Genomic DNA, 14240 nt, shown 5'->3' on the forward strand with positions numbered 1-14240 from the left:
CAAATGCCGGCACGGCTGCAGACGCTTGGACATCTGCGCCTGCTCGACGAGGGCGGTGAGGACATCGTCTTTCCTGAAAAGGCGCTGCTGATCCTTTGTTATCTCCAGACGCGCGGCGTGCCGGACATGCCGCGTGCCGACGCGGCGAACCTCTTCTGGGACGACGCCAACAGCGCCGCCTCCTTCGCGAGCCTGCGCCAGACTATCTCCCGTGTGCAGAAACGCCAGCGGGAACTCGACCGGACCTACCTCACCTTCACCGACACGACGATCGCGCGCGGGCCGGAGCCCATCGAAAGCGACGTGGACAAGGTGCGCGATGGCGCGAGCCTCGATGTGCTCGCCGACCTCCTGACCGACGATTTCCTGAAACAAATCAAGCCGGGCAACCGGGCGCTTTCGAACTGGATCGCCCTGCAGCGGGCGGGCCACGCAGCCTTGTTGCGCAGCGCTCTGCTGGACAGCCATACGCGGGATCGCGGAACTCGGGCCGCCCGCGCCACCGCCGCCCTCCGCCTGCTCGAAAGCGCTCCAGAGGATGACGAGGTGCGCGCCCTGCTGACCGGCCACGCAGCCGCGACCTCCAGCCTGATGACCCTCCATCCGCCCGCTCGAGTGCTGACACCGGACGAAGGTGATATCGCGCCGGCGCGGCAGAACCCGCCGCGTGTCGTACTATTGCCGCCGGTCACCACCCTCACTCAGCGCAATGCTGCGCGTTTTGCCGAAGCGCTGATCGAGGACGTGACGATCGGGCTCTGCGCGCTGCGCTCCATCTCGATCATCGCGCCGCACACCGCAGCACAGATCTCGCTCCAGGCCGACCGGGCCACGACCTACGAGCGCCACAAGATCAGCTATATCCTTGAGACGCGGCTGCGCGACGAAGGCGCCAGCCATACGCTCTTCGCCCAGCTCATCTTCTTCGGCAGCGACGAGGTGATCTGGGCCGAGCGTTTTCCGCTGTCGGCGGAAGGGCTTGCCCGCTCGCGCCAGATGATCGCCCACCAGATCGCTGGCGCCATCGCCACCGAGGTGGAACGCAACGAACTGGTACGCGGTGACTATGAGCGGGACGCCGACGCCTATCGGAGCTTCCTCATTGGACAGGGGCAACTCAAGAGCCTTGACCTGCGTGATATCCGCCGTGCTCGCAAGAGTTTTCGTGAGACCCTGCAGGTCAGTAATGGCTTCGCCCCGGCGATGGGTGGCCTCGCACGTAGTTATTTCCTTGAATGGCTGGTAACGGCGCGCGGTGACGCGGATCTTCTGCGCCAGGCCGAACATCATGCGGAAGAAACCATTCGAGCCGATGACCGCCTGTCCTCGGGCTATCGCGAACTCGGCGTTGTCAAGCTTTATGCCCGACAGTTTGACGAAAGCGCCGCCTATCTAGACCGCGCCGAGGCGTTGAGTCCTCGTTACGCCAATGTCATCGCCAGCTATGCCGATACGCTTGTGCAGGCCTCGCGGCCGGATATCGGCCTAAAAAAGATCGAGCAAGCGATCGAGCTTAACCCGCTGCCGCCGGATGAATATTTCTGGACTGCGGCAGGCGCCGCATATGGACTCGGCAAATATGAGGAGTCTCTGGCTTACATAAACCGGATGAAGGACAAGGAGCCGGTGCACCGTATATCTGCGGCATGCTGGGCCATGCTTGGGGACCTCAAGAAGGCTCGACTGTTTGTGCGTCGTACCTACGAAAGCAATCCCAATTTCGATCTCGAATCTTGGATCGCGATTATCCCTTTCAAGGAGGAATGGCAGCGTAAACACTATTACGACGGGCTTAAAAAAGCTGGATTTTGATTAACTAAACAAAAGGAGAATGAGCATGGCAAGAATCGTTGTTTTGGGGACCAAGGGTGATGACGGTCTCTGGGTCGCCGACCTCGATGCAGGGACTGTTACACAGATCGCCGCGCCGGCCAGCGGCCCCCTGAAAACAGCAGACGATCTCCGCAAGGCGGGCGCTACGATAGTAGCAGGCGTCAATCTCGCGGTACGCGCGCCGGCTGACGCGACCGTTAACAATTTGACGGAACTGTCTGGCGGCTTTTACGATACATAATCTTGGGATAAGGGGCCGAGCCACGATGGTGCCCGTCCCCTTGTGATCCACTATAAGGAATCCCGCTTTTCTTGAAGCGGATTAACTGCAGTAGCGCTAAGCATCAACATTCTCAGCTTCAACCAACCTAGGAGGAATGAAAATGTCGAAAGTCGTCGTTCTTGGACTCGAAGGCGAAAACGGTCTTTGGGTCGCTGATCTGGAGGCGGGCACCATTACGGCGGTTACAGCCGATGCCGCAGATGGTCTGCGCAAAGCTGGTGAAATGGCTCCGCGTGGCGTCAGCTTCGCGACAGTGGCCGAAACGGCTGATCCGCTCTCCGGTGGCTACATGGACAGGTGAGCCCTGGCAAAATTCAGCCTGTGTTATCTTACTCGGACCGCATCTGCGGCCCAGAGCAGACCTGGAACCGGATCGAGGCGCTTCTGCCTCGGTTCGGCATCACGCGGCTGTCGCGCCTGACGGGGTTGGACCGTATCGGCATCCCCGTCTGGAACGCCGTCAGTCCCAATGCCCGCTCGATCGTCATCAACCAGGGCAAGGGCATCACCGATATCGACGCAAAAGTCTCCGCCGCCATGGAGGCGCTGGAACGGGCCATTGCGGGCGAACCGCTCGTGCCGGTGCGCCACGCATCGCGACGCGATTTTGCAGATGCCGGCGAGAGCTGCCTGCCGCTCGATATCTTCGTTGCGGCTGGGCAGGCGTTCCTCGCCGAGGAGGAGAAGCTCGACTGGCTCGCCGGCCGGGATGTCACCACGGGTGAGCGCGTCTGGGTGCCGCGCGAGGCGATCTGCCTTGACAGGACCGATCGTGCACCGCGTTTCTGGCAGTCCTCCGACGGCCTCGCCTCCGGCAATTCCGAAACCGAGGCAACCCTGCACGGCCTGCTGGAGCGCATCGAGCGGGATGCCGACCGTCTCTGGCGCCTGCTGCCGCGCGACAAGCGCCTCGCGACCGCCATCGACCCCGCCGGTTTCGACGATCCGGTCGTCGATGCGCTCGTTGGCCGTTTTCGCGAGGCCGGGCTGGAGTTGCGCTTCTTCGATATCACCAGCGACCTCGCCATCCCGACCTATGCTGCCGTGCTGGGCGATGCCGGCATCCTCGACAAGAGGGAGCCGCTCTTCCACGATGCCACGGTCGGCTACGGCACCCATCCCGTCGCTGCGCGCGCCATCATCCGAGCGCTCACCGAGGTCGCGCAATCGCGCCTCACCTATATCAGCGGCGCGCGGGACGATCTTTTCGCCGAAACCTTCACCCGGCCACTGGCGCCGGAAACCCTCGCCCTCTTCGAGGCCCGGCCCGGCCCGCTGAAAACCTACCCAGCCCCCTCGGGCGACGCCGCGGCCTTGCTCGCCCATTGCCTGGAGGTGCTCGCCGCATCCGGCATAGTACCCGTCGTCGCCGTGCCGCTGACCGACGCCTCGCTGCCCGTCTCGGTGGTCAAGATGGTCGTGCCCGCCCTGGAAAACCCGGAGGGCGCGCGCCGCCATGCCGTCGGCTCGCGTGCACTCTCCCGCATGTTGTTCGGAACCTCATGAAAATTCTCTTCGCCGGTCCCAGCCTGCCCGATGCCGCCAGGCTCTGCGGCGACGCCATCCGCGTCCGCCCGCCGGCTGCGCATGGCGACGTGCTGGCCGCCGTGCGCGAAGGCGCCACCGCGATCGGCATTATCGACGGCAATTTCGAGCATGTGGCGCCCGTCTGGCACAAGGAGATCCTCCATGCGCTCGACCAGGACGTGGCAGTCTTCGGCGCGGCCAGTATGGGGGCGCTGCGCGCCGCCGAATGCGATGCCTTCGGCATGATCGGCATCGGCCGCATCTATGAGGACTATGCCGGCGGCCGCCGCGTCGACGATGCCGACGTCGCCCTGCTGCACGGCCCGGCCGAACTCGGCTATCCCGCCCTCTCGCTGCCGCTCGTCAATGTCGACGCGACGCTCGATCGGCTGGAGGCCGACGAGGCCCTTGATAAGACGGATATTTCCCGCTTGCGGGATGTCGCGCGGCAGCTCTTCTACAAGGACAGGACGTGGTCCGCGATCATCCATTCGGCCGGCAAGGCCGGGGAGCGGCAACACCTCCTGCAACTTCTCCACGCAACAACCGTGAACCAAAAGCGCGAAGACGCCGTCGCGCTGGTGCGAATCCTCGCTGATTTTGCCCCGCAAAGCCCTGCAAAACGGGGAAACTGGGTCTTTCGGGCAACGACACTCTGGCGGACCGTCGCGGATCAACCTGAAACCTCATAAAACGTGCAGTTTCCCATTCCGCGTGTGTCACGCTGGAGTCACGCGCACCATCCGGATGTCACGCCTATACTGCGACGCAGGGGCTGAGAGTGAGCGTTGCTCCGGGGGCATAGGACATGAAAATAGAAACCATGGAAATTGAAGACCGCGGCGCGGAGATGATGGCGCTGGCACGGCTCGTCGCTTTCGCGCTGGAATCCGCCAAGGCAATGGATGCCGAGGTGGTGGAATTCTGCCTGGATAAGGCGCTGCGTGCCGTGCTGGACCAGATCGACGAGCCGTCGCGCATGACGCTGACGTCGAGCGATATCATGCTGATGAACCGGTCGGCGCTCTGCTGACCGGAGAGGAATCGACCGGCCTGCTAGTCACCTGGCTGGCCCGCCGGCCGAACCATAGCCGCCGTCCTCCTCCGCGGCGCTGATCGCGCGGCCGGCCCGGACCTGCGGGCCGCCGCCGATCTTCCTGGATTTCTCCAATTGCGAAACGAAAACACACGGTTGCGCTGATCGCGGAACTCTGAAAAGTTCTCCTCCGAAAACGCCCGGCAAACGGGGCGAAAACACGGGAGAGGAGAACAGCATGCGGACGTTCCTGACGAGCGGCGTGACAGCCCTTGCGTTGATGACGGCGGGCGCGGCGCAGGCCGAGCCGGTGAAGATCGGCGTCATCACCACGCTTTCCGGCGGCGGCGCCGGCCTCGGCGTCGACATGCGCGACGCCTTCGTGCTCGCGATCAAACAATCCGGCAACAGCGAGATCGAGCTCGTCGTCGAGGACGACGCGCAGAAGCCGGAACTCGCGGTGCAGATCGCCGAGAAGATGATCCAGAGCGACAAGGTCGACCTGATGACGGGGATCATCTGGTCGAACCTCGCCATGGCGGTCATTCCGAACACGGTGGCGCAGGATATCATCTACCTGTCGCCGAATGCCGGCCCGTCGGCGCTTGCCGGCGCAAACTGCAACCCGAACTACTTCAACGTCGCCTACCAGAACGACAATTTCCACGAGGCGATGGGCGAATATGACAACAAGGACTACAAGAACACCTTCATCCTCGCGCCGAGCTACCCCGCCGGCAAGGACGCGCTGACCGGCTTCAAGCGCTACTACAAGGGCGCACTCGCGGGCGAAGTCTATACGCAGGTCGGCCAGACCGACTATGCCGCAGAGATTGCCGAAATCCGCGCGTCCGGTGCTGATTCCGTCTATTTCTTCCTGCCCGGCGGCATGGGCATCGCCTTCATGAAGCAATATGCCCAGTCGGGCGTGAACATCCCCGTCACCGGCCCCGGTTTCTCCTTCAGCCAGGACGTGCTGCCGGCGATCGGCGATGCCGCATTGGGCGTCAAGAATTCCGGCACCTGGGCGAAGGACCTCGACAACCCGGCCAACAAGGCCTTCGTCGAAGCGTTCCAGAAGGAATATAACCGCCTGCCGTCGATCTATGCCGCGCAGAGCTGGGACACCGCAAACCTCATCCTCTCAGCACTCGGCAAGGCGAGCGTCAAGGACAAGGCGGCCTTCCGCGCGGCGCTGAAGGAGGCGGATTTCGCCTCGGTGCGGGGGAAGTTCAAGTTCAACAAGAACAACCATCCGATCCAGGACATCTACGTGACCGAGGTTGTGAAGGAAGGCGACGTGCTGACCAACAAGATCATCGCCACGGCCTTCACCGATCATGGCGATGCCTACGCCGACAAGTGCGCGATGTAATCCGCAAGCAAGCACCCGCCCCCACGGCGGGTGCCCTCCCTGACCTTCCGGATCGGTTGCCTTGCCCCTAGCCCATATCCAATGAGCACGCTCGCAGCCTATGGCGGCCTTTTCCTGGCCGCGCTCATCGCCGCGACCATCCTTCCCGCCCAGTCGGAAGCGGTTCTGGCTGGCCTGCTGGCGACCGAAACCTACTCGCCGGCATTGCTGATCCTCGTCGCCGGCATTGGCAATGTGCTCGGGTCCGTCATCAACTGGCTGCTCGGCCGCGGCGTGGAGCGTTTTCGCGAGGCCCGCTGGTTTCCCGTCAGCGCCAAGAACCTCGACCGCGCCGGGCGCTGGTATCGCAAATACGGCTGGTGGAGCCTGCTTTTGAGCTGGATGCCGATCATCGGCGATCCGCTGACGGTTGCCGCCGGCATCATGCGCGAGCCGTTTCCGCGGTTCCTGCTCGTGGTCGCAATCGCGAAGTTCGGCCGCTACATCGCGCTGGCCGCCATCGTGCTGCACTGGCTGTGAACTTTTTTATGCGCGCGATGGAATGAGGATCGTTCGGCTCTCGTATACTGGGTCATGAACGGAAAGACACCCGGCTTCAACGTGATCGGACAGCTTGCAGCGCTCAGGCGCTACGCGCTGTCGCTCGTCCGCAATCCGGACGATGCCGAAGACCTCGTGCATGACGCGCTGGTGAAGGCCTATGAGCGCCAGTCGACCTTTCGCACCGGCGCCAATGTGCGCAACTGGCTGATGTCGATCCTGCACAACGCCCATGTCGATCGTCTGCGCCAGCGCCGCTCGCAACAGCGCCGTCACGACGCGGCCGCGGAACTGGGCGAGACCTCCGTGCCGGCGAACCAGGATCATTCGGTGCGCCTGACGCAACTACGCAACGCCTTCTTCGCGCTCTCGGAAGAGCAGCGCGCCGCGTTGCATCTCGTTGCGATCGAGGAACTTTCCTATCAGGAGGCTGCCGATACGCTCGGCATTCCGGTCGGCACGCTGATGTCCCGTGTGGCCCGCGCCCGGGAGCGCCTGCGCGCCTTTGAACAGAACGGTGCTACCGCGACCGTCCCCCATCTCAGAATCGTCGGAGGCACTGGCGATGACCAGCAATGACCCGATCCTCGAATCCGATCTCAATGCCTATGTCGACGACCAGCTCGCCGTCGGCCGGCGCATCGAGGTCGAGGCTTACCTTTCGGAACGGCCGGAGATCGCCGCACAGATCATGAAGGATTTGCGCGTGCGCGACGAACTGCGTCTGGCGCTCGCCGATCACCGTGCTGTGACGCGGCAGGCGACGCGCGAAGCCGCGCGCCTGCTGGAACGCTCGCTCGCCCGCCGCCGCATCTTCTCCGTCTTCCGTCGCGCCGCTGCCATCGCCCTGTTCGTGGCCGCCGGCTGGACCGCGCATGCCGTGCTCGGCCCCTTCGGCGCGACCGAGGTCATCGCCTCCACCCCGCCGCCCGCCTTCGTGGAAGAAGCCGTGCGGGCGCACAAGACCACCCTCATCCGCGATGCGATGAGCTCGCAGCCGGAGGCCGCCGTCTTCGACCCGGCCGAAATCCGCTCCGCGACGGCGATCGTCCTGCCGGACCTGCCGAAGGGCTGGGCCGTGGTCGACACGCAGGTCTTCCCCTCGGCCTATGGCCCGAGCGTCGAGCTGGTGCTGGAGCCGAAAAAGGACGAACGCCTGTCGCTCTTCGCCGTGCGGCCCGACTCGTTCGGCGTGCAGCACGTCCTGCTCTTCCACGCCGACAATGCCCGTGCCGCCTACTGGCAGATCGGCGACGTCGCCTATGCGCTGGTGTCGGAAAGCCGCAAGGCCGACGACCTGGCAGAGACCGCGCGGGACCTCTCGCGCACGCTTTACTGATCAACCGTTCCACCGAAGGAGACCCATGATGGAACCCGTACAACAGCGATTTGGCTATGGCGCGCAGGCGCAGTCGGCCGCCCTCTTCGACGAGGGCCTGCGCAAGCACATGCTGCGCGTCTACAACTACATGGGCGCAGGCCTGGTCATCACCGGCCTCATCGCCTTCTTCGTCGGCTCGACGCCGGCACTCTACGTGCCGATCTTCTCCTCCCCGCTCAAGTGGGTGGTGATGCTGGCGCCGCTCGCCTTCGTCTTCTTCTTCTCGTTCAAGATCCAGACGATGTCGGCCAGCACCGCACAAGCGACCTTCTGGGCCTTCTGCGCCGTCATGGGCCTGTCGCTCGCCTCGGTGTTCCTCGTCTTCACCGGCATGAGCATCGCCCGCACCTTCTTCATCGCCGCCACGATGTTCGGTACGACGAGCCTCTACGGCTACGTCACGAAGCGTGACCTGTCGAAGTTCGGCTCGTTCCTGATCATGGGCCTGATCGGCGTGGTCATCGCCTCGATCGTCAACATCTTCCTCGGCTCCACCGCCCTGCAGTTCGCGATTTCCGTGATCGGCATCGTCGTGTTCGTCGGCCTCACCGCCTGGGACACGCAGAACATCAAGGAACAGTATGCCGAAAACATCGACCAGGAATCGCAGCAGAAGATGGCTGTGTTTGGTGCGCTCTCGCTCTACCTGAACTTCGTCAACATCTTCCAGCTGCTGCTGAACTTCACCGGCGAACGCGAATAGTTTTCGCTAATGATTTCAAAGGGAACGGCGGGGAAAAACCCCGCCGTTTCTTTTTGTATGCGGCGCAACTTAAAGTAAGTAAAAACTTACATATTTTACCGTGTTGACAAATCATCTCCGAGCGTCTTTGCTTAAAGCATTCACCAGGGGGGTCCCGACAAGGGGCTGAGATTCTGCTGGCTTTCGCAGCGCAGTGACCCGTTGAACCTGATCCAGTTCATACTGGCGTAGGGACGGTGCAAGCGCTGTAGACTCGTATTCCGCTCCCCGGATTCCGTGTCGGCGTCTTTCCATCATTCCGGCTCTAGGACTGGGTCTCCAACTTTGAACCTTGGAGCCTCACGATGAATATTGCCGCCCAAAAGCTCACCCCCACCGTCACTACCGGCGCCCTGCCCGCCTCGCGGAAAATCCACATTCCCGGCGAGCAGCACCCGGATATCCGCGTGCCGCTGCGCGAAATCGCCCTGCACCCGACCGCCGGCGAACCGCCGGTCGTGGTCTACGATGCCTCCGGTCCCTACACCGACCCCACCCATGTCGTTGCGATCGAAAGCGGCCTGCCGCGGCTGCGCGAAAGCTGGGTCGCCGCCCGTGGCGACGTGCAGGATTACGAGGGCCGCCATATCCGCCCGGAGGACAACGGCTTTGCCACCGGCGAGCGGCTGACGCCGGAATTCCCCATCCGCAACCACCCGCGCCGGGCGAAGGACGGCAAGGCGGTGACGCAGCTTGCCTATGCGCGGGCCGGCATACTCACCCCGGAGATGGAATTCATCGCCATCCGCGAAAACCTCGGCCGCAAGGCCGTGAAGGAAGCGCTCATCCGCGATGGCGAGAGCTTTGGCGCGCATATTCCGGATTTCGTCACGCCGGAGTTTGTCCGCCAGGAAGTCGCGAGCGGCCGCGCCGTCATCCCCGCCAACATCAATCACCCTGAAGCCGAGCCGATGATCATCGGCCGGAATTTCCTGGTGAAGATCAACGCCAATATCGGTAATTCCGCCGTCACCTCCTCCATGGCCGAGGAAGTGGAGAAGATGGTCTGGGCGATCCGCTGGGGTGCCGACACGGTCATGGACCTGTCGACCGGGCGCAACATCCACAATATCCGCGAATGGATCATCCGCAATGCGCCGGTCCCGATCGGCACCGTACCGCTCTACCAGGCTCTGGAGAAAGTGAACGGCATTGCCGAGGACCTCACTTGGGAGGTCTATCGTGACACGCTGATCGAGCAGGCCGAACAGGGCGTCGACTATTTCACCATCCATGCCGGCGTGCGGCTCGCCTATATCCCGCTCACCGTCAACCGCGTCACGGGCATCGTTTCGCGCGGCGGCTCGATCATGGCGAAGTGGTGTCTTCATCACCACCGCGAAAGCTTCCTCTACGAACATTTCGACGAGATCTGCGACATCGCGCGGGCCTATGACGTCACCTTCTCGCTCGGCGACGGCCTGCGCCCGGGCTCGATTGCCGACGCCAACGATGCCGCACAGTTTGCCGAACTGGAGACGCTTGGCGAGCTGACCAAAATCGCGTGGGCGAAGGACTGCCAGGTCATGATCGAAGGCCCCGGCCATGTGCCGATGCACAAGATCAAGGAGAACATGGACAAGCAGCTGAAGGTCTGCGGCGAGGCCCCTTTCTACACGCTCGGGCCGCTGACGACCGACATCGCGCCCGGCTACGACCACATCACCTCCGGCATCGGTGCTGCGATGATCGGCTGGTTCGGCACCGCCATGCTCTGCTACGTCACGCCGAAGGAACATCTCGGCCTGCCGGACCGCGACGACGTGAAGGTCGGCGTCATTACCTACAAGATCGCCGCGCATGCCGCCGATCTCGCCAAGGGCCACCCGGCGGCGAAACTGCGCGACGACGCCCTGTCGCGCGCCCGTTTCGAGTTCCGCTGGGAGGACCAGTTCAACCTGTCGCTTGACCCGGAGACGGCACGATCCTTCCACGACGAAACGCTGCCCAAGGAGGCGCACAAGGTCGCGCATTTCTGCTCCATGTGCGGCCCGAAATTCTGCTCCATGCGCATCTCGCACGATATCCGCGCCGAAGCGCAGAAGGAGGGGCTGGAGGCGATGGCGGCAAAGTTCCGCGAGGGCGGCGATCTCTACATGCCGCTCGAAACAACAGCCGGAGAGTGACCATGCGCATCCTCGTCAAGGGGGCCGGCGTCGCCGGCCTCACGGTCGCCTGGCAACTCTATCGCCACGGTTTCGACGTCACGATCAGGGAGCGCGCCGAAAAGGCCGGCGCCGGCGCCTCCGGTTTCGCCGGCGGCATGCTGGCGCCGTGGTGCGAGCGGGAAAGCGCGGAAGAGCCAGTGCTCACACTCGGTCGCCTCGCCGCCGACTGGTGGGAAGCGGCCGTCCCCGGCCATGTGCACCGCCGGGGAACGCTGGTCGTCGCCGGCGGGCGCGATGCCGGCGAACTCGACCGCTTCGCTGGCGGCACTAGCGGCTGGGAATGGCTGGACGATGCGGGGATTTCGGCTCTGGAGCCGGATCTCGCCGGGCGCTTCCGCAAGGCGCTGTTCTTCCGGCAGGAGGCGCATCTCGATCCGCGGAAGGCGCTTTCCGCTTTGACCGCCGGGCTTGAGGACGGCCGCATGCGCTTCCTCTTCGGCCAGGCCGGGGAGCCGAACGAAGGCCGCTACGACCGGGTGATCGACTGCACGGGCGCCTCGCGGATCGGCCACATGCCGGAGCTGCGTGGCGTGCGCGGCGAGATGTTTTGCCTCGAAACCGGCGAAATAAAACTCTCCCGCCCCGTCCGCTTACTGCATCCGCGCTATCCCATCTACATCGTGCCGCGCGAAAAGAACCGCTTCATGGTGGGCGCGACGATGGTCGAAAGCGAGGATGCCGGCCCGATCACCGCCCGCTCGCTGATGGAGCTGCTGAACGCCGCCTATGCGCTGCACCCCACCTTTGGCGAGGCGCGGCTTGCGGAAACCGGTGCCGGCGTGCGCCCCGCCTTCCCCGACAATCTTCCGCGCGTGACGGAGGACGGCAACACCATTCATGTCAACGGACTCTACCGCCACGGCTTCCTGCTGGCGCCGGCCATGGCCGGAGAGGTCGCGCGGCGCCTCGTCGCGCAACAGCAGCAACCGGAAAGGAGGGCGTCATGACCTTCATCATCAACGGCGAGGAACAGGATGTCGCGGCCAAGACGCTCGCCGACCTGCTCTCCGCCCTCGACTACGAGGGTGACTGGTTGGCGACAGCCGTGAACGGCGAGCTGGTGCACCGCGAGGACCGCGATGCCTTCACGCTCGCCGCGCGCGACCGCATCGAAATCCTCTCGCCCATGCAGGGAGGCTGAGATGCTGAAGCTCTACGACGTCGAGGTACAGTCCCGCCTCCTGCTCGGCACCGCCCGCTATCCCTCTCCCGCCATCCTCGCGGAAGCCGTGCGGCGCTCGAAGGCGGAAATCGTCACCGTATCGCTGCGCCGGGAGACGGCCGGCGGCAAGGGCGGTGGCGCCTTCTTCGAGCTGATCCGCGAGCTTGGCGTGCGCGTTCTGCCCAACACGGCCGGCTGCCATAGCGTTCAGGAGGCCGTGCTGACGGCGAAGATGGCGCGCGAGGTTTTCCGCACCGACTGGATCAAGCTGGAGGTGATCGGCCATCACGACACGCTGCAACCCGATGTCTTCGGCCTCGTCGAGGCAGCGCGCATCCTGACCGACGAGGGTTTTCAGGTCTTCCCCTATACGACCGACGACCTCGTCGTCGCGGAAAAGCTGCTCGAAGCCGGCTGCCGCGTGCTGATGCCCTGGTGCGCGCCGATCGGCTCGGCCATGGGGCCGGTGAACCCGATGGCGCTGCGCACCTTCCGGGCACATTTTCCGGATACCCCGCTGATCGTCGACGCCGGTATCGGCCGCCCCTCGCATGCCGCATCCGTCATGGAACTCGGCTACGACGCCGTGCTGCTCAACACCGCCGTCGCCGGCGCAGGTGATCCCGCCGCCATGGCCGAGGCCTTCGCGCTCGCCATCGATGCAGGCCGGCTTGCCCACAAGGCCGTACCGCTGGAGCCGCGCGACATGGCGGTTCCTTCCACCCCCGTCATCGGAAAGGCCGTCTTCTCATGAAGCTCGACCCCTTCTACCTCATCGTCGACAGTGCCGACTGGATCGAGCGCCTCGTGCCGATCGGCGTGAAACTCGTGCAACTGCGCATGAAGGATTTGCCGGACGAGAGGCTGCGCGCCGAAATCCGCCGCGCCAAAACCATCTGCGCCGACCACAACTGCCAGCTCATCATCAACGACTACTGGCAGATCGCCATGGAGGAAGGCTGCGATTTCGTGCATCTCGGCCAGGAGGACTTGGCAGAAGCCGACGTCGCCGCCATCCGCGCCGCCGGACTGAAGCTCGGCCTCTCCACCCATGACGAGGCCGAACTTGATATCGCGCTCAGGGAAAAACCCGACTACGTGGCGCTCGGCCCGGTCTGGCCGACGATCCTCAAGAAAATGAAATGGGCGCCGCAGGGCTTCGAGCGGCTAAGCGACTGGAAAGCGCGCGTCGCGCCCATCCCCCTCGTCGCCATCGGCGGCCTCAATCCGGATCGCCTGGAGGCCGTCTTCGAAAACGGTGCCGACAGCGCCGCCGTGGTGACCGACATCACGCTGAACGCCAATCCCGAAGCGCGCACGCGCGAATGGATCGAGCGCACGGGGCGCTGGCGCTAGCTCAGACCTTCCAGAGCCGTTTGGCGTTTTCCGCAAACACGCGGGCCTTGTCCTCCAGGCTGACGCCGGAGAGCAGCGCCTGTGTCGCGCCGATCCAGGTGGAAAGCCCGCCGCCGAGCGTGCAGACCGGCCAGTCGCTGCCCCAGACCATGCGGTCGAAACCGAAACTTTCCGCCACATGGGCGAAATAGGGTTTCAGGTCCTCCAGCGTCCAGCTTTCCGCGCCATAGGCCGGGATGCCGGAGAGCTTTACCGTCACGTTCGGCCGACGCGCGATCTCCGCGACCGGCCCCTTCCACACATCGAAGCCGCCGCCCTTGATGTCCGGCACGCCGCAATGGTCGAGCACGAAGGAGACGTCCGGCGCGAGATCGGCAAGTGCAATCGCCTTGCCGATCTGGTGCGGCAGCACGCAGAGATCGAAATTGAGCCCGGTGCCCGCGAGCCGCTTGATGTTTTCCCGAAAGAGCGCACCTCCGGACAGATCGTCCGGCACGACATGCAGCACACGGCGGAAACCACGCACGAAGGGAATGGCGCGCACGCTTTCGAGATAGGCCGGAAACTCCGGTAATTCCGGCCGGCAGGCGGCGATGGCCCCGGCAAGCAGGCTCCCCTCCTCATCGGCCAGCGCCTCGATCATCGCCGTCTCGCGGGTAATGTCCGCCTCAGCCACGTCGACTTCCATATGCAGCGCCGCGACGATGCCGAGCCGGCGGGCTTCGCGCGCATAGGCATCGTGGGTGAAATCCGCATCGAGCGCCGGCACACCGGAGAGCCAGGGGTAGGAGAGCCGGTCGCGATAGATGAGATGCAGGTGCGTGTCGATGATCATGC

At 64.2% G+C, this 14240-nt stretch carries 17 protein-coding genes and 1 riboswitch; of the genes, 16 read left to right on the forward strand and 1 reads right to left on the reverse strand.

All coding sequences use genetic code 11. The features are described 5' to 3' along the window. Positions 1-3: 3 nt before the first annotated feature. The 16 genes from AC1RWL_RS22120 to AC1RWL_RS22195 all read left to right on the forward strand — a co-directional run bounded on the left by AC1RWL_RS22120 (position 4) and on the right by AC1RWL_RS22195 (position 13403). A complete protein-coding gene (locus tag AC1RWL_RS22120; RefSeq protein ID WP_493096127.1) occupies positions 4-1812 on the forward strand; it encodes a hypothetical protein in 1809 nt (602 codons plus the stop codon). A 25-nt stretch (positions 1813-1837) separates the two neighbouring features. Then, a complete protein-coding gene (locus AC1RWL_RS22125; RefSeq protein ID WP_493096126.1) occupies positions 1838-2074 on the forward strand; it encodes a hypothetical protein in 237 nt (78 codons plus the stop codon). A gap of 142 nt (positions 2075-2216) precedes the next feature. Beyond that, entirely contained in the window at positions 2217-2417 is a 201-nt protein-coding gene (locus AC1RWL_RS22130; RefSeq protein ID WP_493096125.1) for a hypothetical protein, read from the forward strand. A gap of 20 nt (positions 2418-2437) precedes the next feature. Continuing rightward, positions 2438-3622 (forward strand): YcaO-like family protein, encoded by a 1185-nt coding sequence (locus AC1RWL_RS22135; RefSeq protein WP_493096124.1) that lies wholly within the window; start codon positions 2438-2440, stop codon positions 3620-3622. Further along, positions 3619-4335, forward strand: coding sequence for a TfuA-like protein (locus AC1RWL_RS22140; protein WP_493096123.1), 717 nt, complete (start codon positions 3619-3621; stop codon positions 4333-4335). The genes AC1RWL_RS22135 and AC1RWL_RS22140 overlap by 4 nt, the downstream gene beginning before the upstream one ends. Before the next feature lie 131 nt (positions 4336-4466). Then, positions 4467-4676: a hypothetical protein gene (locus tag AC1RWL_RS22145; RefSeq protein ID WP_493158482.1), complete on the forward strand. Its 210-nt coding sequence runs from the start codon at positions 4467-4469 to the stop codon at positions 4674-4676. Between the two features lie 241 nt (positions 4677-4917). Beyond that, a complete protein-coding gene (locus AC1RWL_RS22150) occupies positions 4918-6054 on the forward strand; it encodes an ABC transporter substrate-binding protein (protein WP_493096122.1) in 1137 nt (378 codons plus the stop codon). 81 nt (positions 6055-6135) lie between these two features. After that, positions 6136-6573 carry a YqaA family protein gene (locus tag AC1RWL_RS22155; RefSeq protein WP_493096121.1) on the forward strand — a complete coding sequence of 146 codons (438 nt, stop codon included), beginning with the start codon at positions 6136-6138 and terminating at the stop codon, positions 6571-6573. A gap of 54 nt (positions 6574-6627) precedes the next feature. Further along, a complete protein-coding gene (locus AC1RWL_RS22160) occupies positions 6628-7173 on the forward strand; it encodes a sigma-70 family RNA polymerase sigma factor (RefSeq protein ID WP_256119919.1) in 546 nt (181 codons plus the stop codon). Beyond that, the gene (locus AC1RWL_RS22165) at positions 7160-7933 is read left to right on the forward strand and encodes an anti-sigma factor family protein (protein WP_493096120.1); all 774 of its coding nucleotides are present in this window, start codon (positions 7160-7162) and stop codon (positions 7931-7933) included. The genes AC1RWL_RS22160 and AC1RWL_RS22165 overlap by 14 nt, the downstream gene beginning before the upstream one ends. Positions 7934-7961: 28 nt before the next feature. After that, complete coding sequence (locus tag AC1RWL_RS22170; protein WP_256119921.1) at positions 7962-8678, forward strand: Bax inhibitor-1/YccA family protein; 717 nt, start codon at positions 7962-7964, stop codon at positions 8676-8678. A 135-nt stretch (positions 8679-8813) separates the two neighbouring features. Next, a riboswitch (TPP riboswitch) is annotated at positions 8814-8930 on the forward strand. Between the two features lie 92 nt (positions 8931-9022). After that, a complete protein-coding gene (gene thiC / locus AC1RWL_RS22175; RefSeq protein WP_493096119.1) occupies positions 9023-10843 on the forward strand; it encodes a phosphomethylpyrimidine synthase ThiC in 1821 nt (606 codons plus the stop codon). Between the two features lie 2 nt (positions 10844-10845). Beyond that, positions 10846-11832: a glycine oxidase ThiO gene (gene thiO, locus AC1RWL_RS22180; RefSeq protein ID WP_493096118.1), complete on the forward strand. Its 987-nt coding sequence runs from the start codon at positions 10846-10848 to the stop codon at positions 11830-11832. Beyond that, entirely contained in the window at positions 11829-12026 is a 198-nt protein-coding gene (gene thiS, locus AC1RWL_RS22185) for a sulfur carrier protein ThiS (protein ID WP_493096117.1), read from the forward strand. The genes thiO and thiS overlap by 4 nt, the downstream gene beginning before the upstream one ends. Before the next feature lies 1 nt (position 12027). Next, a complete protein-coding gene (locus tag AC1RWL_RS22190; RefSeq protein WP_493096116.1) occupies positions 12028-12801 on the forward strand; it encodes a thiazole synthase in 774 nt (257 codons plus the stop codon). Continuing rightward, a complete protein-coding gene (locus AC1RWL_RS22195; protein ID WP_493096115.1) occupies positions 12798-13403 on the forward strand; it encodes a thiamine phosphate synthase in 606 nt (201 codons plus the stop codon). Before AC1RWL_RS22190 ends, AC1RWL_RS22195 begins: the two co-directional genes overlap by 4 nt. Before the next feature lies 1 nt (position 13404). Here the strand turns inward: AC1RWL_RS22195 and AC1RWL_RS22200 are convergent, their stop codons facing one another. Continuing rightward, a complete protein-coding gene (locus tag AC1RWL_RS22200) occupies positions 13405-14238 on the reverse strand; it encodes an amidohydrolase family protein (RefSeq protein WP_493096114.1) in 834 nt (277 codons plus the stop codon). Between the last annotated feature and the right edge of the window lie 2 nt (positions 14239-14240).

The sequence above is a fragment of the Shinella sp. GW821-FHT10F02 genome (assembly GCF_058809275.1).

Bases quoted from the DNA above. Each gene is read 5' to 3' on its own strand.
- AC1RWL_RS22155 (WP_493096121.1), top strand. From the start codon at position 6,136: ATGAGCACGCTCGCAGCCTATGGCGGCCTTTTCCTGGCCGCGCTCATC.
- AC1RWL_RS22130 (WP_493096125.1), top strand. From the start codon at position 2,217: ATGTCGAAAGTCGTCGTTCTTGGACTCGAAGGCGAAAACGGTCTTTGG.
- AC1RWL_RS22160 (WP_256119919.1), top strand. From the start codon at position 6,628: ATGAACGGAAAGACACCCGGCTTCAACGTGATCGGACAGCTTGCAGCG.
- AC1RWL_RS22190 (WP_493096116.1), top strand. From the start codon at position 12,028: ATGCTGAAGCTCTACGACGTCGAGGTACAGTCCCGCCTCCTGCTCGGC.
- AC1RWL_RS22145 (WP_493158482.1), top strand. From the start codon at position 4,467: ATGGAAATTGAAGACCGCGGCGCGGAGATGATGGCGCTGGCACGGCTC.
- AC1RWL_RS22165 (WP_493096120.1), top strand. From the start codon at position 7,160: ATGACCAGCAATGACCCGATCCTCGAATCCGATCTCAATGCCTATGTC.
- thiO (WP_493096118.1), top strand. From the start codon at position 10,846: ATGCGCATCCTCGTCAAGGGGGCCGGCGTCGCCGGCCTCACGGTCGCC.
- thiC (WP_493096119.1), top strand. From the start codon at position 9,023: ATGAATATTGCCGCCCAAAAGCTCACCCCCACCGTCACTACCGGCGCC.
- AC1RWL_RS22200 (WP_493096114.1), bottom strand. From the start codon at position 14,238: ATGATCATCGACACGCACCTGCATCTCATCTATCGCGACCGGCTCTCC.
- thiS (WP_493096117.1), top strand. From the start codon at position 11,829: ATGACCTTCATCATCAACGGCGAGGAACAGGATGTCGCGGCCAAGACG.
- AC1RWL_RS22170 (WP_256119921.1), top strand. From the start codon at position 7,962: ATGGAACCCGTACAACAGCGATTTGGCTATGGCGCGCAGGCGCAGTCG.
- AC1RWL_RS22125 (WP_493096126.1), top strand. From the start codon at position 1,838: ATGGCAAGAATCGTTGTTTTGGGGACCAAGGGTGATGACGGTCTCTGG.
- AC1RWL_RS22195 (WP_493096115.1), top strand. From the start codon at position 12,798: ATGAAGCTCGACCCCTTCTACCTCATCGTCGACAGTGCCGACTGGATC.
- AC1RWL_RS22140 (WP_493096123.1), top strand. From the start codon at position 3,619: ATGAAAATTCTCTTCGCCGGTCCCAGCCTGCCCGATGCCGCCAGGCTC.
- AC1RWL_RS22150 (WP_493096122.1), top strand. From the start codon at position 4,918: ATGCGGACGTTCCTGACGAGCGGCGTGACAGCCCTTGCGTTGATGACG.
- AC1RWL_RS22120 (WP_493096127.1), top strand. From the start codon at position 4: ATGCCGGCACGGCTGCAGACGCTTGGACATCTGCGCCTGCTCGACGAG.